At 56.7% G+C, this 21,399-nt stretch carries 12 protein-coding genes; 9 read left to right on the forward strand and 3 right to left on the reverse strand.

All coding sequences use genetic code 11. The features are described from left to right. Window positions 1-42 precede the first annotated feature (42 nt). The 3 genes from M5R41_18800 (at window position 43) to M5R41_18810 (ending at window position 3,166) form a co-directional block, all read left to right on the forward strand. Window positions 43-1,020 (forward strand): hypothetical protein, encoded by a 978-nt coding sequence (locus M5R41_18800; protein ID MCZ7558441.1) that lies wholly within the window; start codon window positions 43-45, stop codon window positions 1,018-1,020. 312 nt (window positions 1,021-1,332) lie between these two features. Beyond that, a complete protein-coding gene (locus tag M5R41_18805; GenBank protein ID MCZ7558442.1) occupies window positions 1,333-2,145 on the forward strand; it encodes a hypothetical protein in 813 nt (270 codons plus the stop codon). Between the two features lie 517 nt (window positions 2,146-2,662). Further along, window positions 2,663-3,166 carry a zinc ribbon domain-containing protein gene (locus M5R41_18810; protein MCZ7558443.1) on the forward strand — a complete coding sequence of 168 codons (504 nt, stop codon included), beginning with the start codon at window positions 2,663-2,665 and terminating at the stop codon, window positions 3,164-3,166. Window positions 3,167-3,284: 118 nt separating this feature from the next. Here the strand turns inward: M5R41_18810 and M5R41_18815 are convergent, their stop codons facing one another. Continuing rightward, a complete protein-coding gene (locus tag M5R41_18815; GenBank protein MCZ7558444.1) occupies window positions 3,285-3,911 on the reverse strand; it encodes a hypothetical protein in 627 nt (208 codons plus the stop codon). A 588-nt stretch (window positions 3,912-4,499) separates the two neighbouring features. Here M5R41_18815 and M5R41_18820 point away from each other — a divergent pair. The 3 genes from M5R41_18820 to M5R41_18830 all read left to right on the forward strand — a co-directional run bounded on the left by M5R41_18820 (window position 4,500) and on the right by M5R41_18830 (window position 10,796). Further along, complete coding sequence (locus tag M5R41_18820; GenBank protein ID MCZ7558445.1) at window positions 4,500-7,481, forward strand: VWA domain-containing protein; 2,982 nt, start codon at window positions 4,500-4,502, stop codon at window positions 7,479-7,481. Between the two features lie 150 nt (window positions 7,482-7,631). Next, the gene (locus tag M5R41_18825; protein MCZ7558446.1) at window positions 7,632-8,585 is read left to right on the forward strand and encodes a hypothetical protein; all 954 of its coding nucleotides are present in this window, start codon (window positions 7,632-7,634) and stop codon (window positions 8,583-8,585) included. Window positions 8,586-8,696: 111 nt separating this feature from the next. After that, the gene (locus M5R41_18830) at window positions 8,697-10,796 is read left to right on the forward strand and encodes a S8 family serine peptidase (GenBank protein ID MCZ7558447.1); all 2,100 of its coding nucleotides are present in this window, start codon (window positions 8,697-8,699) and stop codon (window positions 10,794-10,796) included. Between the two features lie 222 nt (window positions 10,797-11,018). Here the strand turns inward: M5R41_18830 and M5R41_18835 are convergent, their stop codons facing one another. Together M5R41_18835 and M5R41_18840 are read right to left on the reverse strand one after the other, a co-directional pair. Then, window positions 11,019-12,176, reverse strand: a complete 1,158-nt coding sequence (locus M5R41_18835; protein ID MCZ7558448.1) for an aminopeptidase — start codon at window positions 12,174-12,176, stop codon at window positions 11,019-11,021. A gap of 296 nt (window positions 12,177-12,472) precedes the next feature. Next, on the reverse strand, window positions 12,473-13,873 hold the full coding sequence (locus M5R41_18840; GenBank protein ID MCZ7558449.1) for an anti-phage deoxyguanosine triphosphatase: 1,401 nt from the start codon (window positions 13,871-13,873) through the stop codon (window positions 12,473-12,475). Between the two features lie 346 nt (window positions 13,874-14,219). Between M5R41_18840 and M5R41_18845 the strand changes: the two genes are divergently transcribed. From M5R41_18845 to M5R41_18855, 3 genes are all read left to right on the forward strand, one after another. Then, window positions 14,220-16,763 (forward strand): putative LPS assembly protein LptD, encoded by a 2,544-nt coding sequence (locus M5R41_18845; GenBank protein ID MCZ7558450.1) that lies wholly within the window; start codon window positions 14,220-14,222, stop codon window positions 16,761-16,763. 231 nt (window positions 16,764-16,994) lie between these two features. Then, window positions 16,995-19,067 carry a DUF3857 domain-containing protein gene (locus M5R41_18850; protein ID MCZ7558451.1) on the forward strand — a complete coding sequence of 691 codons (2,073 nt, stop codon included), beginning with the start codon at window positions 16,995-16,997 and terminating at the stop codon, window positions 19,065-19,067. A gap of 11 nt (window positions 19,068-19,078) precedes the next feature. Continuing rightward, on the forward strand, window positions 19,079-20,920 hold the full coding sequence (locus M5R41_18855; GenBank protein ID MCZ7558452.1) for a DUF3857 domain-containing protein: 1,842 nt from the start codon (window positions 19,079-19,081) through the stop codon (window positions 20,918-20,920). The last annotated feature ends 479 nt before the right edge of the window (window positions 20,921-21,399 follow it).

A 21,399-nucleotide genomic window follows, 5' to 3' on the forward strand; every position in this document is an offset into this window, starting at 1 on the left:
GAAGCGCTGAAGTCGTACTTTCAAAGATAACGGTTTGAATACATGGCAGGAATACCAAATATTCGTCAGAGTGTGCTCTCCCGTATCTGGGAGGAACTGAAGCACATCAATTATCAGCAGCTCAATGCGAAAACCGCTGCCGCGTTCAGCATCTGTCTGGCGGGGACGCGGGAGGAGCTGGCGACCATACGGGAATGGCTGTCTTCGATGGACTACCCGCTGCTGAACACATGGTCGGGGGGAGACATTCTGAAAGCCCGTGCAGATCATCGACGCATGGACCGTCGTATCCGTGAGATCGTGTTGGCCGACGAAGGCGTCCTTGCCACGATGCCCGTTGGTGATGCGGCGATGCTCCGCGATGCGCTGTTGTGTATCACCACCGCGCGCAGGAAGCAATTGCTTGCCCCGCACTGCACGCGGATGTTTCTCTACTCTGATGGCGACGGTTCGGAAATTGCGCATGAAATACTCGAGACCCTGCCGGAACATCGTTTCGCATTGAGCTACACCTTCCCCGTGATGCGGCCCGGCCATGCGCGTATTGAGATCCGCGCGACCGCGATACAGAATGCCTCATGGGCGCTGTTCACGGCCGCGCCGAATCTTTTTCCGAATCCGGGCCAAGTGTTTACCGTGCCCGCGGAGGCCGTTTCAGATTTTTTTGTCATGACAGTCAATGAAATCAAGATGATGTTTGAATTGGTGGCGCTGAACGGTCGCCGAGTGCAGCCGCTGCAATGCGTTCCGGAGCTCGGAATCATTCTCGGGCTTGCCAAGTTGGCGGAGATGACGGCCACGCAGCTCATCGGCAAGGCGCCTGTGGCGGGACCAGCCATAAAGGGCGGCGTGGCATTTGCCTTCACCAGTGCGATTGGCGAGGCATTGCTCCTATACGAAATCGGTGGTGTGCAGGTGGGGAAGGATTTCATCGAGCAACGAGCGAAGGCCTGGTTCGAAGAGGGTAAGGCCGTCGCACGTTCGCTGCTCGAGAAGAAGGGGAAAAAGAAAGGCGGCTGAAAAGGGAACGGCAAGGCAACGGCACGGCAATCGACGGCTTCGTTTTGTCGGCCCCCAGATTCCGGCGTTATATGCATTGCGTTTTACAGGGATTTCCTACCATTACGTGTACGACATGCGGATCGATGCAATCGGTTGCCAGCGAGAGGCAGGTGGTTTTTTGTACAATTCAGCAGGAGGTCGGCGGGCAGCAGGGAGGACAGTGTCTGTTCCTACGCGGTGAAGGATTGAGTGACGAATTTCCGCCTTGAATCCGGACCGGGGGGCTGCATATCTTATCATTCGTGTTTTTCACCGCTTAGGGAGCATCAAGTGAAACGACTCAAAGAACTCAGTACCCGCCGCGTGCGGGAATACGACTATTCGAAGCTGTCGAAGCATCTCGTTGTGTTCAAGACCAGGAAGAATGCCGAGATTCTCGGAACGACGAAAGACGGAATCACCACGCTCAGCGACGCCGGACGCGCCTTTCTGGATGTGCTCGGTCAAGCGCTGCAGAATTTTCCGTGCATCCGTATTCACGGCATGACCGTTCGTCCCTCCGAAGTGGAACTATCGCTGGAGATCACCGAAATCCGGATGCTCCGGGAAGCGCCTCCGGAAGGTAGTGATGAGTGGGTGTATTTTCGTCGCGTGATGACGCTTCCGATGTTCATGGGGTATTTGAAGATGAACAGCGGTCATCGCATAAACACACTGTTCGGCAAGAAAGGTGGCGAGGTATGGGCTCGGCGCTACGCATCGTGCGTTCTGGAGGACGAGGACGAATTGGCACGCGTGCACGCGGAGTTGCAGGAGGAGTGGAGCCGCGTGGTGGTGGACCCTCCGCAGCTGAAAACCAAGGAGAAACGGTTCTGCACCTTCACCGAGGTTCTGGCATCGGAATTTGGCGGTGCGGGCGCGCTGTCCGTACATGGCCGCAAAGGGCGCGCGGTATCGGGTCAGCTCGCCGGGGCAATGCTTCTCGGGCGCGTGCTGTTGCTGACGGGCGCGCGGAAGGATGAGGCGGTACGCACTGCGTCGAAGAAGGGCGTCGCGCGAGGAGGAGGCGCCGGCGGGATGGCGGCCGGACAGGGATCGGTAGTCCGGAGTCTGGGTCCTGCCCGGATATTTCTTTCCGAATAGTCCGGATCGAAGGAGCGGGTTTCCATTACGAAATTGGGCGGAGGACACTTCGGAGCGATAAACGTCACGCGAAGAGGGTAAGATATTCGTTTTTATCCGGAAATGGGGCTTCCTGGAGGAGCGTGGAGGGACGGATGGGTGTGGGGTTAACCGGTTTATGGTAAGCTAAATGGATTGGAGCGGTTCTGTAGGGGTGCTCCCCTGGTTTTGGCGGGTGAGTGGGCGATACATGAATCGCCCAAATCCGCTTTCGGCCGCACCCTCGTGGCGATACATGAATCGCCCAATTATGGTCCCCGTCGCGCTACTGCGGCGATACATGAATCGCCCAGTTCGATCCCGGCCGAGCCAGTGTGGGTGATGCACGTATCCCCCAATTCAGCCACAACCCCTCCCCCTGTGACACATACACGCTCTTGTCCTTTCCTAAAAACCCTGCCTGTGATTTGCGCACTTCCGGCTCTTGCACGATGGCAGCCGGACGTATATTTTTTCTCAGAACCATGTGGACAGCATCATGCCGATATATGAATTTTTCTGCGCCGATTGCAATACCATTTTTAACTTTTTCTCGCGCCGCGTGAATACCTCAAGCACACCCACGTGCCCGCGATGTGATCGCGATACGCTGTCGCGGCGCGTGTCGCGTTTCGCCGTGGTCTCGGGCGGCACACAGGGGGGGGAAGAGGGCGCCGGGCTCGACGATCTTCCGCTCGACGAGAATCAACTGATGCGGGCCATGTCCGCTCTGGAGGGCGATATGGGGCGCATCGATGAGTCCGATCCCCGGGCGCTCGCACAGCTCATGCGCAAATTCAGCTCGGCTGCAGGCATGGAATATGGCGAGAAAATGGAAGACATGCTGCGCCGCCTGGAACAGGGCGAGGATCCGGATGCTCTCGAAGCTGAAATGGGTGAAATGGGCGAGGACGGTGACATCATGGACTTTATTCGCGCAAAAAAGTCCGTCTCCGGGAATAAACCTCCTCCGAAAGTGGACGATACGCTGTATGAAATGTGAGTGCTCTCTTCGGAGAGTAGAAAGTCATTTCAGAGACTGCACATTCCGCTCATCCTCGGGGGGCCAGTGGCTGCGAAATGACGTAGGTGCACCGGGGCATGCGAGAGTGACAACTCGTTCAGCGGAAATCACCGAGAATCACTGTCAGATTCCCTGAAAGCGCGCCGCGATCCTTCGTTCTGGTGCCATGTAGCGAAACGCCAAGGCAACACCAGTGCCGCATGCGCATGGTAACGCCGAGATCGAGGGCTGCGCCAAAGCTTTTGTAGGATGCGACCTCATAGTAGTCCTCGCGGATCGATTTGCTTGAGGAATATCTCCACCACAGGAATTGGTGTGAGCTCGATTCCGTGCGCATGCTGCTGCGGATGAATTTCCCCAGCCGCTTCTCCAGGATGATCGCGGCGCCGGCGGCTGCGTGAAAATGAGTGTTTTCATCACCCAACCGGATACGGTACAGCAGGGCGAATTCCGTGTACGTTTCCTTTTCAAGGCTGACCTGATACGGAATTCCGGGCGCTTTTGCGAGATGGCGGTATTCCGCCATCGCAGCATGCATGCCTGAGCCGAGTGACAGTCCGAACGTCGGACCGGCTCCACGCGTGCTCGCGGCGATCCCTGCTGTGAGTTCCGCTGTGCCGGCACTCGTGGATGTTTCGGGAGCGCTGTCCATCTGTGCGAAACAAGGTGAACAGTACATCAAGCCTGCGACAAGCAGCGCGATAGAGATGAGTTTCGTTTTCATGATAACCTATCCTTTTCCATTTCGCTCTGCTACATGGTACACCGAAGCGTGCCCGCAATTGTCAGGACTATGTCAAAGATTCGTCGGGATACGACGGCAGGAGCGAGTTGTAGCAGTTGTTGCTGACTGGCTGTAACTATCAGAACTGATCAGGCCATGGGCTGCATGACGCCCTCCAAACGGATAGAAAGGGACGCGTATTGTCGCTGGATACATCCCTGAAGGTTTGGTTTATAATGGGTGAGCACGTCTGCTTCCTGTCGCTTCAGGACTTCGGCAACTGTCGGGTTCGGCAGATCACGGACTTATCCCCGGGGTGCCTTTTCAACCCTCCATTGTGGCGCGTAGTGATACGAGCCCTCGGGTTAGGATGATGCGGCGATTCGCATCGCAGCGGCCTCGTCGCTGAACTGTCGAATCTCTCTGCATCCAGGAGGAGCGTTGTCGAGCCGCCGGATGTATGTCATGAAACAGTGTATTGTCACGAAAAGATTTATCCGCATATATTGTCTGTTGCTGTAACTTTTCCCCCGCTGATGTGTTCTTCTGAGTGGTACTTCGACTCACGCACCTTTCATCTCACCACCGATGTCCATGCAAAATTGTCACAGGTCCCTCATCCTGATATTCTGTTGTATCGGGCTGTTTCTGCAGTGCCACGTCTGTGAGGCGCAGATTTCCCTCGATTTCAAACGCATCAATCTCCTCTGGCCGACGGTGGAATTGTATTTCTCGCTTCGGTCCTCCGACGGGAAGGTTGTGCATCCTCTGCGGGAGCAGTTGCGTGTCACCGAAAACGACTTCGAGGTACCGGAGCTCACGTTGCATCCTCCGCATCCCACACCCTGTCCCATGTCCGTGGCTCTTGTGCTGGATGCGAGTGGTTCGATGCAGGGCGCCGGAAACGAAGGCGCGAAGGCCGGCGCCAAGGCCTTTGTCCGTCGCATGGATGGTACTCGTGACGAGGCGGCCCTCGTAGAATTCTCGACCAATCCACGCTTGAAACTCGGAATGACAAGCGATACTGCGCAGCTCGTAGACTCGATCAACACCCTCCCGGCTTGGGGAGGCACAACTATTTGGGATGGTATCTGGATGGGCATTGAGCAGGTCGTACAATCCGGAGTCAATGATTGTCGGGCGGTGGTGGCGTTGACCGACGGCGGGGATGGTTCGTCGTCGCATTATCCAGGCGATATCATTCCATTTGCCAATCGGGAACATATCAGAGTCTTTACGATCGGACTTGGAAGCAGCATCAATACCACCGAGCTTGAATTAATTGCAATGCTTACTGGTGGAAGGTTTTTTCATACTTCGCATCCATCGGCTCTTCCTGCGATATACGATAGCATTGCGACCATCATCAAAGACAAGGGTTTCGGTGAGAGGATGATCACCTACAACGCGAGCTGCATGGACGGGACGCTGCGGAGGGTGGATCTCACGATGATTGCTGAACGCGGCGACAGCCTGCGTAAAACGAAATCCTATCGCGCACCGCTGGATCCCTCCACTGCTCGTGTCATGCCGTTACACCTGCGCGCTGGTGACGTCCAAGGTGGACACAGCTTGCTGGTAAGCCTCAGGACTGATGGTCTGTTTGACCCGCTCATCCCGCTGCATCCAAGATTTGTACTCCCGACCGGTGAGCCGGGCCTGCGCTTCGATAGCGTGTGGGTGCCATCCGGTTCGCCCTTCGAGAGCGGCAGTCTCGTCAGTACTGTCTATCCCGATAGTGTGGTATTACACTTCGATGGGCCGTTGCGCGTTATGGGTACGGGGCCGTTACTCCACGTACTGTATGAGACGACGGAAGCATCGGATACGGTGTCGGGTCGCTTGTATCTTCACGCAACGTCCTCCGGCAGCGGTTGTGCGCGTTTTACCTGCGACTCTGCGGCCTACAACATTCTGCCCGAAGGACCCTCGGTAGTGCTCAATGCGCGGGATGTTCCGGAATGTGTTTGGGATCAGAGTGCGCAGCGCTATGAACCACCGACCGTGGAACTGCGATACCTGGCAGAGAACCATGGACTCGCCGCTGCGGAGCAACCAGAGTACACGCTCTATGGCTACGAGACCGCTTTGCTCCTGCTCAATCCGGTATCGAGCATGCAGCCGGGTTCCGAGACGCGTATTGAGGCAGGGAGAGCGCAATCCGTCAGCTGGTTGGTGGAACCAGCACGCCGTGCACGCACGGACACGATACGCCTTGGTATGGTCGCGGCGTTTGCGAACCATGCCGTGGCGGTAGCAGAGTCGAAAATCATCATCCATTCCTCACTTGCGAACCTTGAATGCTCGCTTGGAATTCCCGATGTGCTGATGGATTCCGTACGGAGGCGATTCGAAACGCTTCCGGTCACGCTCACAGTGCACAACCACGGCGGCGCGGCAAGCGACAGCATCTATGCCGAGATCGAATTGTCGGGAGGGCTGCAACTGGAACGGGAAGATCCCGCTCAGACGTCACGCAGATTGCTGACACCGGCCGTGCTTGCCCCGGGTGCCGAGGGACACGCCGCCTGGAGGTTACAATTGCCGGCTTCGAAGGAAGGGGAGGTTTCGTCTGTCGCCGTTCGTCTGCTCGACGCGGGGCAGGAGCCGGGTTATTGCAGTGCGAGTATCGCAGTTCCCCCGCTCGATACGAATCGGGTGATCGGCGTAGACATACAGGGCAGGACATTACTCTGCCCGGGAGACAGCGCGACGCTGGTGGCGGAACCCGGTTTTTCGGAGTATGTCTGGAGCAACAGTCGTACGGGGCCTATTTTAACCGTGTCGCAGGCGGGGCAGTACCACGTCGAGGCGGTGGATAATGCCGGCACGCGACGGAAAAGTGACGTCCTGTTCATCTCCGAGGCATATCTTCCAACGGTGAACGTCTATGCAACGAACTACACACCTTGTGTCGGAGACACCGTACGGCTGTACACTTCCTGGCCAATGACGTCCTATCTTTGGAGTACCGGCGACACGACGCAAAGCATATTTGTGACGGCTTCGGCCACGTATGATGTCATCATGCTCACCAGGGACGGATGCACTGCTACCGCTTCGCGCGCCATGACCTTCGCTCCCTATCCGGAACTTCCAATCATTTCCCGGAGCTTCGACACGCTGTACACAGAGGTGGTTGCGCTGAACCACGACTGGTACCGAAATGGTAACAAGATATCCTCGGGGAAGCCATTTCACGTAGCGCGTTCCGCGGGAAGATACTCCGTCGTTGCTTCGAATGGCGGAAAATGCACCGCTACTTCGAATGAATTCGATGTCTCCGTCCTCGCCACGGACAATGCGGCCTCTGCCCCAAGGCTTGAAATGAATCTGTACCCCGATCCCGTCGATGCGCAGCTGGAAGTGCACATCGTTGCAGAAATCGGCGATCATGTGTCGGTGTCCCTGGTTGATTTGCTCGGCCGCTCAACGGTACTTTCGGATGTCGTGATGTCGCAGGATCGCCACACCTTGTGTCTTCCCGTTGCACACGTGCCACCCGGGGTGTACATGCTGCTGCTGCGCGGTGAGGGTGGGCAGATTGTGCGCCGGTTCAGGAAGCTGTAATCCGCCACGCTCGGTCGTTCCTGCTGCGAAAGAGGCGACGACGGGTGGGTGATGCTGAATACGTTTCCGGGGAGGTTTGAAACCGTCATCCTTTGGGCGCCGTTCCCCGAACATGTATTTTATCCGAAGTACATTTTCCGGAGCAGCACCATGCCACGTTATTTCACACATTTCTGGTCCGATGAACTCTGCGGCGCGCATTATCGCGAAGGCCTCAGCGGCGTCCCCGTCGAATTCACTGCCGGAAGCGGTTTCCTGCGAAAGGAAGTGACTACCGGTGACGAGATATACCTGATCAGCGTGTATGACGGTCAGTTCCTCCTGCTCGGGAAAATGACCGTGGGGCGTGTCATCACTTCGCGGGAGGAGGCGATCCTGGATCTGGGGCCGGAGATCGAAGACGCGCGCGAGTATGTCATCGCCGCCGAAGCCTCGTCAACGCCGCTGCAGTTCACGAGACAGATTGCGTGGGAAACTGTCGGGGAATTGCGATTCATCGGCCTGGACGGACGCACGAAACCGCTCAAACTTGCCGACCATGAAGAAGCGGACGCTTCCGCACTCACCGGTGTACGTGAGCTGACGCCGGCCTCCGCAGCGCTGTTGGATGAAGCGTTGGCGGAACCGTTCGAGGATCTTCCCGGCAATATTGGTGAAATGGAAAGCGAGGAAATAGATGACGACGATTTGAAAATACTCGAAGCCGGGCTGCCGGACGCCGCAAAGCGGGAAGAGCTTCACGCAGCCGCCGTCCGTGTAGCGGTGAAGCAGTTCGAAGCTTCCGGCTGGCAGGTACGGGTGAATGATAGGCCGGGCCCACGTGTCTACGATTTGCACTGCTCCCAGGACGGGCATGATCTGTTTCTTGCGGTCATCGGTGTCGAGGGCAGCGAGATGGTGTTCACGTTCCGTGAATTGCAGTACATCGCAGCCGAGGAAGAGAGCCATTACGCCATATGCGTCGTGACAAAGGCGCTGTCCAAACGTCCGGAACTCGTCACCTACACAGGGGACGATTTGGAGGACTTGTTCGACGCCCGTCCGCTGCTGTGGATGTTCCGACCCCGGAAGAACGGAGATTTCGGCCAGGAGGATTTTGATTGAATGGGGACATCAGGTGGAATAAAATAATTTTCGGGTTATTTTTTTATTGCATTTCATTCGCAAAACTCTGACATTAGTACATTCATTTACCATCCAAGTCCCGGAGGAACCATGAATGTACGGCAATACATACTGCTGGCAGCCTTGCTTGTGTTGACTGCCTGTGGAGACGAGCCCTCGACACCCATTTCTGAAGCGGAAGCCCCATCTCAGAGGAGTGCTGTGCTCGACGACAACGAATCCACGATCGACGTGCGTGATCGCTACGTGGTTGTGTTCAAGGAATCCGTGCGCGACGTGGATCGCGCTGTGGACGAAATGACGCGCGGAAACGGCGCTACGGTGCATTTCCGTTATCGTCATGCTCTGAAGGGTTTCAATGCGACCATCCCTCCGCAAGCCGTGGAGGCATTGAAGAAAAATCCGAATGTGGATTATATCGAGCCCGACGGTATTGCACGAAAGACGCAGCAGAGCAACCCCCCGAGCTGGGGTCTCGACCGCATCGATCAGCGCAATCTCCCGCTCAATCAGACTTACAACTATCAGAACAACGGTAGCGGCGTCCGTGTGTACATCCTCGACACCGGTATCCGCTTCAATCACCAGGAATACAACGGACGCGCGTTTTCCGGCTGGGATTTCATTCAGAACGATCCCGACGCGTCGGATTGCGACGGCCATGGCACACACGTCGCCGGCACCGTAGGTGGTACGTCCGTCGGAGTCGCGAAGGGTGTTACGCTGATCGCGGTGCGCGTGCTCGATTGCAATGGCTCCGGTAGCTGGGGACAAGTGATCGCCGGTATCGATTGGGTCACGGCAAATCATATCAAGCCCGCGGTGGCAAATATGTCGCTTGGTGGCGGTTATTACGCTCCCATCAACACCGCTGTGGCGAATTCCATCGCCGCCGGCGTTGTGTACGCCGTCTCGGCAGGCAACAGCAATGCGAACGCCTGCAATTATTCACCCGCCAGCACCCCTGCGGCCCTCACGATAGGTTCCACGACAAGCGGCGATGTGCGATCATCATTTTCGAATTACGGAAGCTGCGTGGACATTTTCGCCCCCGGCTCCTCGATTTATTCCTCCACTATGACGAGCACGAGCAGTTATCAGTCCTCGAGCGGTACGTCCATGGCTTCGCCGCATGTGGCCGGAGTCGCCGCGCTGTATCTGAGTGCTCATCCGACCGCGACACCGGCCCAGGTGGAAACGGCGATTAAATCCAACGCCACTACGGGCGTGCTCAGCAGCATCGGGTCGGGCTCGCCCAATTCACTGCTCTACAGTTTGATCGCAGCTCCGGCCGGTCCCGTCCCCAACGCGCCGAGCAACCTGACAGTGGGTAGTCCAACGACCAGTTCACTCACACTCAACTGGTCGGACAACTCGTCCGACGAAACCGGCTTCCGCATCGAACGCGCTTCGAGCAGCAACGGGCCATGGAGCTTTGTCGCAAATGTTGGCCAGAATCAAACCAGCTATCAGAACACCGGCCTGGCATCCTCGACCACCTACTGGTATCGCGTGTTTGCGTTCAACGCCAATGGCAATTCGAGCGCCAGCAACACGGCGAGCGGCACCACCGCTTCCCCTCCGCCGCCACCCAACCCACCGTCAAACCTGGTGGTGGTCAGTCCGACGAGCAGTTCCCTGACACTTAATTGGTCTGACAATTCCGGCGATGAAAGCGGCTTCCGCATCGAACGCGCTTCGAGCAGCAACGGGCCATGGAGCTTCGTCGCCAATGTCGGTCAGAATGTGACGAATTATCAGAATACCGGTCTGGCATCCTCTACTACGTACTGGTATCGGGTATTCGCCTTCAACGCCAATGGCACGTCAGCCGCGAGCAATACCGCCAGCGGTACCACAGCTTCGGCGCCGACTGTCGCGGTGCATGTTGACGGGCTGAGTGGCTCAACATCAAGCAATAAAGGCGGATGGAACGCGTCTCTCACAGTGACGGTCAAGAATGCCAACGGCGTCCCCACGCAGGGCGTGACGGTGAGCGTGAGCTGGGGCAATGGCTCCGGCAGCGCGGTCACGAACAGCTCGGGTCAGGCGACCATCACCACCGGACGCAACAAAAATAATGTCTCATCAGTCACGATGTCGGTGACCAATCTCTCAGGGACGGGCTTTACGTATGACAGCGCGGCGAACAATCCCAATCCGCCGTCGCTGATCATCAATAAGCCGTAAGAGAGCTCGCGGAACACAAAACACGACTCTGCTTCAACCGCCCCGGGTATGCTTACATGCTCGGGGCGGTTGCCTGTATACGGGAAGACGCTGCGCCTATTATCCGAAAAACCTGTCACCGCGCTTTGGTGAATCCCGACGCCCGATCACATGAGACCAGCGAGGGACGAAGATCTGCTCTGCATCGCCTGCTCCGGAATAGTCCGCGCAGACCACCGTTGTCTATAGCTTCAGTTTCGCTCTGATATCGGCGGGAATAGCGTCTTTGTGCAGCATGATGGAGGTGGTTTTGTAACGCACATAGGCCTCGGATGCGTGGAAGTATCCACCATAGGGATTATTCTTTTCACCCCAGGAATTCTTCACATAGAAATACCGCCCGCCATTGACATCGCGGGACAAGCCGATGATGTGCATGCCGTGATCATCCTGCGTAGTGTAATTGTCGAAGCCCTCCTGACGGAACTGTTGCGTGATGACTTTTTCTTTCACCGGCGCGATAAAGACGCTGTCGGTTTCGCCTTTGCTCATGTCTTCCCACGCTTTATCCGGTACAATCGCCATGCCTTTTTTGTGATTGAATCCTTTTTCGCTGACATCGCTCGCCCAGGCGATGGTGAAGCCGTGCTCGATGGCATGGGTCATGGTGCGCAGCATGTCGTCCAGCGGGATGTTGTACACCAGCCCATACGACCAGTTGTCGGGGACCTCCAGCGCGAATTGCGTATAGAAGGGATGGTGAGTGAATGAGGAAAGCAGGATGTAATCCTCTGTTTTTATGCCCAACGCCTGATCGGCGTAGTTTCGCGGAGTCCAGCGCTTGCCCTGCCACTCGAATTCCTTCGGTTCGGGTCCCAGATAGCCGTCGAGTATGCCGGCGACAGATCGTTTCCATGCGGGTGTAAGTTTCCCGTTCGGGGCTTTGATCAAGGCATCCACGACGGCCCGCAGGACAGCATCCAATTCATTATGGACGTGCAGCGCTTCACCGTAGGAAAGTCCGGGGTAGACCTGGTCGGGGACTATGCCGATATCTCTGATGACATCCGCCACATCGTTGAACGCGCCGCCCGGTGCAAACGCCAGATTGCCGTGCATACGCACGAATTTTTCCGCTTTCCGCTGGTAGATATTGCGGACAATAAACATCTCCGACAGGTCGACCGGGCCTTTGCCCATGCGCAGCAGCTCCGATTCGAGCAGAGACAGTGCGGAAAAACTCCAGCACGTGGACGTGCGGTTCTGGTTTTTTACCGGGGTGGCGCCCAGTTCCTTCACCATGGTGAATTGATAGCCGGAAGTCGTGGAATCGTTGTTTCGCGCCCAGGTAACGGACGTGAGCAACAGTATCGCGAGAATGGATATGCGCAGAGGATTCATACGTCGGTTATACTTTTGGATGATGAAAAAATGGCCCGGTGTGTTGCGCGGGCAGTCCGCGTAAACAATCTACATTCGGACGTCTATATCAGACAAATACCGAACGCAGCCGCGGCGGGTGATGCAGCGGGAGCGGTATTCCATCGAGGTTGGAGTGACTTTTACACCGGCTGTCAATGCGTCATGAACACACGTTTCACATCACCTGAACGATCAATTCGCGGAGACGGGCCGTCGAATGCTTCAGCACGCGCTTCCCGCTCTGGATGATCAGAAGCTTCGGGGAAACAACAGCGTCACAGTCTGTCGAACACCGATCCGCTGCCGGGCTGGAAAAGACGGTTGTACATTCGCTCCGCATAATTGTCGGTCATCCCGGAAATGAAGTCCGCCAATACACGGACGCGCTGCGCTTCCGTGTCCGCTTCGCGTAAAAGATACCCATGCTTGCCGGAGAGCAACTCGGGTGAATCAATAAAGGCATCGAACATTTTCCGGATGATGATGCCGCCGCGATACTCAAGACTCTGGACCGCGGGTCCGTTGATGACAAGATCATAGACCGAGCGCTTGAGGGCTTCGAGAGCGAGGCGATGGTCGTGCGGCAGGGTCGCCCTCCACCGCAGGCGGGGATGTTCGAAGCGCGTATCGTGGGTCAACTCTGCCGCACCGATGAGCCGGCCGATCAGTGCCGATGCCGCCTGCTTTTTCTCATGCACTGCGTCTCGTCGGGATGCGCCGCCGCCACGTCCCATCGCAATGATGAGCGAGGCGTAGGATTTCTGCATCTCGGGATCCTGAAACTTCTCTTTCGGCAAGTAGGAAAGAATCGCTTCCGGTTCGATCAGGCGGGAAAAGAAAGCGTCCTCCACGTCGTGTGTGCCATAGGCGATATCATCGGCGAGTTCGACGACACTTGCTTCGAGCGTACTGTTGCGTGTGCGGGCGTGACGTGCTTCGCGATACTCTATTTCGGAAAGGCGCTCACGGTCACCTGATGAAAACGGAGACAGTATCCAATCCAGCAACTCCTGTTCCTCGTTATGAATACATTTTGGCGGTGCCCAGGGCTTGAATGGCGGACAGGCCGCATTGTCCGGATAGGCGAGGGGATTGACGAGATCGGCATAGATGCGCGGATACTTCAGAATGGCCTGAAGAACCGTTCGGGTGAGGTTCAAACCATGGTGTTCGCCATGGACTTCAAGGTCATCGCTGTTGAGTAAGCGAAGCGTTTGTCCGTTTCCTTCGAAGCCATTATCCCCGAGCCGTGTCCACACACAATAATTCAGAGCTTCTTCACCGCGGTGACCGAAGGGTGGGTGACCGAGATCGTGCGCGAGGCATGCGGCTTCTATGAGACTGGTGTCAATAACGCCGCCAAGTTCCTCAAACTCCGGCTTCACACTTGCCAGCGGGAAACCCGGCCATATCTGTCGATTGAGCACAGCGGTGAGCCCGCGCCCGATATTTGCGACCTCGAGCGAGTGCGTGAGACGCGTGCGGAGAAAAGCGGATTCATTGAGCGAAAAGATCTGCGTCTTCGATTGCAGGCGACGGAAGGAGAAACTGTGGATGATGCGGGCTCGGTCGCGTTCAAACGGATCGCGATGGTCGCCGGCTTTATGATGGTCGCCACCCGGACGTTCCGTGTCCGCTGCGGTGTACAATGGCGAGATATGGTAGAGTGGATGCATGATAGGTTTGGGTCGATGATATTCAACAAAGTACGAAAATTCATGTGCATGCGCGCGCGGCGGGCGGATTAGCGGTACGCAGAGGGAAGGCCGGCGTCAATCCGGGAAATCGAGAGAAATGATTGTACCTTCACGGTTGCACGTGTACGGCCCATCGGTACTGCTCGTGCGCTTCAAGGCACTTCCTGACCCATTTTCCCGCGCAGCGCATTTTCGTACTTTGCTTCATTGCCGTATACCGGACCGGCGGATACACCGCGCACCTCCGTACGATTCTCATGCTGCTGTGAAACAACGACTCCACCTTATCTTTGCGCTCCTCCTGCTCCTGTCCGCAGCCTCACGGATGAACGCGCAAACGGATGAACCCGCACCGCCGGCAGACTCCACTGTCGTACCCGCCGCAGCTCCAGTCGACTCGCTTTTCCGCACCGACGATTCGGTGTACGTTTTTCCCACAAAGGACGCGGCGGATACCATCGTCTCCTACAAGGCGCGCGATTCGGTGGTGTACATACTCGATGACAAACTCATGGATATGTACGCGGAGGCCGACATCAACTACGGCAGTACCGCAATCTCCGCCGCGCGTATCCGCATCAGTTGGGACAAGTCCACCATTCATGCTACCGGAATCAGCGACAGCGCAACGCAGGAAATCAAGGGTGCTCCGATACTGAAGGAAGGGGGAGAAACGTACAACGGCGAGGAAATGACCTACAATTTCCGCTCGAAACAGGGGTTGATTCTGAAGGGCGAAACCGCGATCGAGGACGGATTCTATCTCGGTGAGCGCATCAAACGCTCACCGGACAACGAGTACTTCGTAGGCATGGGGCGTTACACAACCTGTGATAATCCCTCCCATCGCCATTATTATTTCGGCTCGCAGCAGATGAAAGTCATCCCGGACGATGTCGTGGTCGCGCGTCCCATCACGCTGTTTATCGAAGATATTCCCCTGTTCTGGTTCCCCTTCGCTGTCATCCCCAACACCAAAGGCCGTACTTCCGGTATTCTCGTGCCCGCCTTCGGAGAGGACGGACGGCGTGGGCGCTATCTGACGAAAGGCGGCTATTATCTCTCCATCAGCGATTACTGGGATCTCGCGCTTACCGGAGACTGGTATTCCAAGGGCGGGTATTTGCTCAAGGCGGATGTGCGCTACGCTTTGCGCTATAATTTCACGGGGTCGGTGAGCGCGAGCTATGGTCGGCAGACCTTCAACATCGGCAATGTGTTCGTCCCCGACGACGAACCCGGTACGGACTGGAGTCTTCTGCTCAATCATAATCAGGACATTTCGCCGCTCTCGCGCCTTTCGATGAATCTCAATCTCCGAACCCAGGGATATTTCGATCGATACAGCAACGATCTCAACGAACTTCTGACGCAATCGGTGTATTCTTCCGCGCAGTATTCCACCTCCTGGGAGGGAACGAATCGCAGCCTGTCCATAGGCATGCAGCGCGACCAGAATACCACTACCGGAACGTCCACCATGACGCTTCCGGACATCACCTTTAATCAGTCCCAGGTATATCCGTTCCGTTCGGAGGAGGGAAGCGGCCAGGAGTGGTATGAACTCATAGGCTTTAATTACACAGGCCGGGCGGTGAATCGCATCGAGATCAAGGACTACACGGTGGATAGAGATACGATTCGCGGCAGGTTCGATCGCCGTGGCGTGGATCATAGCGTCTCTCTGATCGCGTCACCGAAGTTCGGGTATGTGACGCTCTCACCGAATTTTCGCTATCAGGAACGATGGTACGACCACCGCACCGAACGAAGTTACACACCCGGTGATTCATTGGTCCGCGGCCGCGATGTGGAGGGTTTCTTTGCGTTGCGCACGTTCTCGGCCAGTGTGTCGGCCAGTACCAAATTGTACGGGATGTTCGAGCCGAATATGTTCGGCATCCTCGGTATACGGCATACGTTGCAGCCCTCGGTGAGCTATCAGTACAATCCGGATTTCTCCAGCAGTTGGTGGGGATATCATCAGGTGTACAGGGACAGCACGGGACGTGAAGTGTTTTACGATCCCTACTCCGGCTATGATTACCGGCCCGGCGAGGTCTTCGGCGGAGTCGGCGGGGGAGAATCGCAGTCCGTCGGCATGAGTCTGAGCAATATTTTCGAGATGAAACTGCAACCGCGCGCCGACGATACCACGCAGACCCCCCGGAAATTCCAGCTCTTCACACTGAATGCCGATACGCGGTACAATTGGGTGGCGGACAGTCTCAAACTTTCGGACATCAACTTGTCGTTCAGAACCAGCATTCAGAATGTGCTCGATCTGTACGGAGGCGCGACACTTTCACCCTATGTCTTTGAGCGCAGACGGACGGAATTCGATGGCGAAGGAAGGGAGACCATCATTCCGGGCAGGAAAGTGAATCGCTTTCTCATCGATGAGGATGGAGGACTCGTACGGCTTACGAATTTTTCGCTGAATTTGTCCACGACGCTGTCCAACGAAATGTTCAAAGATGCCAATGCGGCCGCGGAGGATTCGACGAGAAAAAAGGATGATGATGTCTACAGCTTCAGCATACCCTGGAATCTCTCCCTTGGTGTGGATTATAACATCGACATGTTCGATCCCGACAATGTTTTTCGGAGAGCGGGACTTCGCGCGGGATTGTCCTTCAGCTTTACACCGAGCTGGCATGTGTCCATGAATACGTTCTACGATGTGGTGAACAAGGAACTCGGGACGCCGGAAATCAATGTGCGTAAGGATTTGCATTGCTGGGAAATGAGCTTCAATTGGCGTCCGGCCGGGTACTACAGAAGTTTCTATTTCGTCCTGCGCCTGAAAGCCCCTATGCTGCAGGATATCAAGCTCGAAAAACGCGGCAGCGATCGCGGCGTATTTTAGAACACAGAACGCAGAATACGCAGAAAAGACAGAACACGCAGAAAGAAGGCGCAAACCTTTCATATTCCATCTGCGTCTCTACCGCCTCCTGAGCATAGTCGAAGGGGCCTCTCCGCGTTACTTTCTTGCGTTCATTGCGTTAATTTCCCCTCCCCTGAATTTCCGGCAAAATTCGTATACTATAAGATGGGCCTATTAGACCACGCAATGACACAGCACGATGGTACCTGTATGACACATTGTTTCAGAATCGCACTCTTTATTTTGCTCGCGCTGCTGCTTCCCGGGATGCTTGCGGCACAGAATGATCCGAACAAAGACCGCCTCCGCGCCTCTGAAGGGGACTGGTACGGAAAGGCCGATATGCTTGTCGTGTACGACAGCATGTCGGTGGACGTACAGGAAAGCGGTTTGAGCTACGTTACCATGCACAAACTCGTGCGTGTGCTCACAGCCAAAGGAGCGCTCTCGCTGCGCAACGTGATCTATGATTATGATCCGCTCTCGGCCGATGTGGAGGTGCGTCTGGTGAGAATCTACCGTGCGGATGGCAGCGTCGAAACCGTCGGGAAAGATCGTGTGCACGACTACCCCGCGCCGGCACGCGCCATTTACTGGGGTGCCCGGCAGAAATTGGTGGATGTCGGACGGCTCGAACCCGGTGACGCGGTGGAGACCGTCGCGTTTCGCAAGGGATTCACCTACGCGCTTCTGGGTGATGGCTCCGACGATGACAGCCGTTTCATCCCGCCGATGAAAGGTCATTACTATGACATCGTGGAGTTTTGGTCATCAGTGCCAGTGACGGAAAAAGTGTATCGCATTTTCACTCCTGCGGACAAACCGTTGCAGTATGAAGTGTATAACGGCGAACTCACTTCGTATGTGCATTTTCATCCGCAGCATACGCATCGCGTCAAAGTGGCGGTGAATCCCGCCGGGAAGCAAGCGGCGACGACGGAAGATGCGTTGCATCCGACTGCCGGAATGGTCACGAAACCGGGGAAAATCACCTATGGCTGGTACAAGCGGCATATCCTGCCGCTGAAAACCGAGCCCGACATGGTTGCGGCGTCGGATGTCGCTCCCAAACTGTTGCTCTCCACGTCGCCGGACTGGTACGCCAAAGCCGTCTGGTTCCACGGGGTGAACGAGGATTTCGGCAGTTTTGCTGTCACCCCCGAGGTGCAGAAAATGACGGATAATTTGCTAAAGGGCGTGACCAACGAGCATGAAAAGATCTCCATTCTGAATCATTGGGTTGCAGAGGAAATCCGTTACTCCGGCATCTCCATGGGCGAAGGGGAGGGCTACACGCTGCACACCGGCGAAATGACCTTTTCCGACCGCTGCGGCGTGTGCAAGGACAAGGCCGGAATGCTCGTGACCATGTTGCGTGCAGCCGGCTTCGAATCCTATCCGGCAATGACCATGGCGGGCTCGCGCATCGACCGCATACCCGCCGATCAGTTCAATCACAGCGTCACGACGGTGAAACTCAGTACCGGCGAATGGATGCTGCTCGATCCGACCTGGATCCCGGGCGCGCGCGAGATGTGGTCCAGCGCCGAACAACAGCAGGAATATCTGCTCGGCATACCCGGCGGTGCGGACGTCATGTCCACACCGGTCTCACCGGCGGACAATCACTACTGGAACGCTACCAATACGGCCACCTTGCTCGCCGATGGCACGCTCGAAGGCACCATCGTCATCGAAGCGGAAGGGCAGAGCGACGCCATGCTGCGTCGGGCGTTCAGCCGCAGCTATCGCTCATCCTGGGAAGATAATTTCGTCTCGCAGTTCCTGAAAAAATTTCCGACCGCCGAGGCGAAGGTCACCGAAATGACCACTGTGGAGGATTTGTCCAAACCCTTCGCTATCCGCATGAACTACCGCATTCCCGGCTACGCAATTGTTGATGGCAAACGCCTTCTGCTCACGCCGCTCCTCGCCGACAGCCCTTTCGACGACGGCTTCAACGCCGGCGAGCTGTCCATCAACACCTCCCTGGAGACGCGTAAGTACGGTTTCCGCGCGCGTTGTTCGAAGCTCGTGCAGCTGCACGAAGTGATAACGCTGCCATCGGGGTACAGTACAGAAACGCTGCCCCAGACGGTGGAGAAGGGTGGAGCACCGGCGTCGTTCTCCTCGGTGTTTTCCAAGGAAGGCAATTCCATTCGAATGAAGGCGACGCATCGTCTTGAAAAACGCGTCTACGAAGCCGCCGACTGGCCCGATTTCCGCGCCGCGCTGCTCGCGCGCAAGGATCTCGCGAATACATCCATCACCCTTACGCGATAGGAGGAGCGACCATGAAACAGACAAGCATCACCATCGCCGCTCTGACCGCATTCGCACTCATCGTGTATGTGCGTCCTGTGCTCGCGCAGGACAATGCCGACGCCGAGTATCTCTCCATGGAGCACAGCTATGAATTGCTCGAGGACGGAAGCACGGTATACAGCTACAGCCATTCCCAGAAGTATCATACCAATTACGCCTTTACCCGCGCGTACGGTGAGTCCTTCATCATCTATGATCCCGCATGGCAGAAACTTACGGTCACCAAATCCGAGACCACCATGCGCGACGGCAAGAAGGTGTCCTCACCCTTCAACGCCTACAACGAAGTTCTTCCTGCGTACGCCGCCAACGCCGCGCCGTATCTGCATTTGCGGGAGATGGTGGTGACTCATGCCGGACTCGAGGCGGGCTGTACGGTGGATTTCAGCTATACCCTTGCCACGAAGAAGGGTTTCATACCCGGACTGTCCGGCAAGGTGCTTTTCGGAGCCCGTAGTCCGATACGTTCCCTCACCGTCAATGTGATTGTTCCCTCCGGCACGCAGCTCAGGCACGCGATGCTCCGTACCGATATCGCGCCGGAAAAGAAAAGCGAGGCGGGGAAGGACGTGTACACATGGAAAACATCAAATCTCCCGCTCTTCGATGTAGAAGCGTCTCAGCCTCCCATGGATGAGGTGCTGCCCCTTCTTCATTTCTCGTCGGCATCGTTCAACGACCTGACCAACCACATCGTATCGGATGGCAAGATGCTGCACGCATCCGTCGCAATGAACGCTCTCGTGGTGAAGCAGACGGAAAAGTCCTCTACACCGAGCGAAAAAGCACTGGCGCTGCGCAGTTGGGTTGCGGACCATGTCGCCCGCATGGCCGCTCCGCTGGCCGACATCGGCGCGCGTCCGCTGAGCGCCGCGACGACCTTCGACAAGCGCGTCGGTTCCGATCTCGATCGCGCCGTACTCCTCGCCGCGCTGTGCCGCGCGGCGAAACTCGATGCGGATGTTGTTCTGGGTTCGACCGATGCGTTCGTCGCCGTGCCTTCGGCGTACGCATTACCGCGCGCCCTGGTCATCATCCGGGATGCGTCGCTGGTTCAGGGTATCATGTTACTCGATCCGTCCAGAGCTCCGTCGGGACCAGCCGCGACCATGGCGGGTTTGGCCGCGTATCTGCCGGTATCCGCAAAGGGTGGTGAGCCGGTGCTGATGTCCCGCGCCGCCATAGCAACGCGGGTCAGCGTTACATCGGACTGGACGCTGGACAAGGACATGAAGGTACAAGGCAGAAGTCTGGTGGAAGCGGCTGGGCTGCGAAGCCATGTCTTCGACCCCACAGGAATGCAGAATGCGGTGAAAAAGGCACTGGCCTCCGCCGCGCAAGGCCTTACCGTAACCCCCTCCGAAGCGAAATCCGGCTCCGATTTCACGACATCCTGTGATGCGGAGGTCAGCGGAGAAACCGCCCTGAGCGCCGTGAACGGCATCGTTCGCTTCGCTGTACCGGTGGCACCGGGCGGCATCACGGATTTCGCATACATTCCTGCGGATCCGAAGCGGTCTACCCCTGTGCAGCTTCCCGCCGCGATGACGGAGGAATGTCGCATGACCCTGCATCTGCCAAAGGGCGTGACCTTGCTCGGCGGCGGCGGCAAGATCGAACTTCAGAACACCGTCGGCACTGTCTCGAGCGTCATCAAAGGCGATAGCCACGACATCGAAATCGCCCGTCGCATCACCTTCAACACCGATCGCGTCGCTCCCGCACAATTCGAAGATCTCAAAGCGTTGCTCAGCGCCTGGCGCGATCCGAAGCACACGACGCTGCTGCTGCGGGTGGGGGGGGAGAAGTGAGGAGTGAAGAGTGAAGAGTGAAGGGGTCGTGAAAAGGTGAAAAGGAGAAAAGGTGAAAAGGTGAAGAGTGCAATGCGGAGAATAGAGATGCCAACAGACACCGTCACCCTGAGCGCAGCACCCGCAGCAGAGTGTGGGGTGTGAGGTATGCACTTCCACGGGTGCGCAGTCGAAGGGCGGTGTTCGTCCCACTCCGTGGTCGTTGGTCGGGAACACACCATGTCATGAGCGGCGCAACGGCGCAGGAAAGGCTCGGATCAAAGGGCAAATGCGCTACTCGGCATTCCGCTGTCTCGGAATAGGGCTATGCCGTTCCCTAAGCGAAATCGAAGGCGCACCGATCCATTGCATGGATGGTATGATTCAGGTTTCATGCAACTTGACGTGCCTGAATCATCATGTTTGAAAAAGATACTGAATAAAACCTCCTCCTCCCCCCTCTCTTCCAAAAGAGGGGGCGAGGGGTCGCAGATCGTAGG

Source organism: Bacteroidia bacterium (genome assembly GCA_027493955.1).
Lineage (GTDB): Bacteria > Bacteroidota > Ignavibacteria > SZUA-365 > SZUA-365 > JAOSJT01.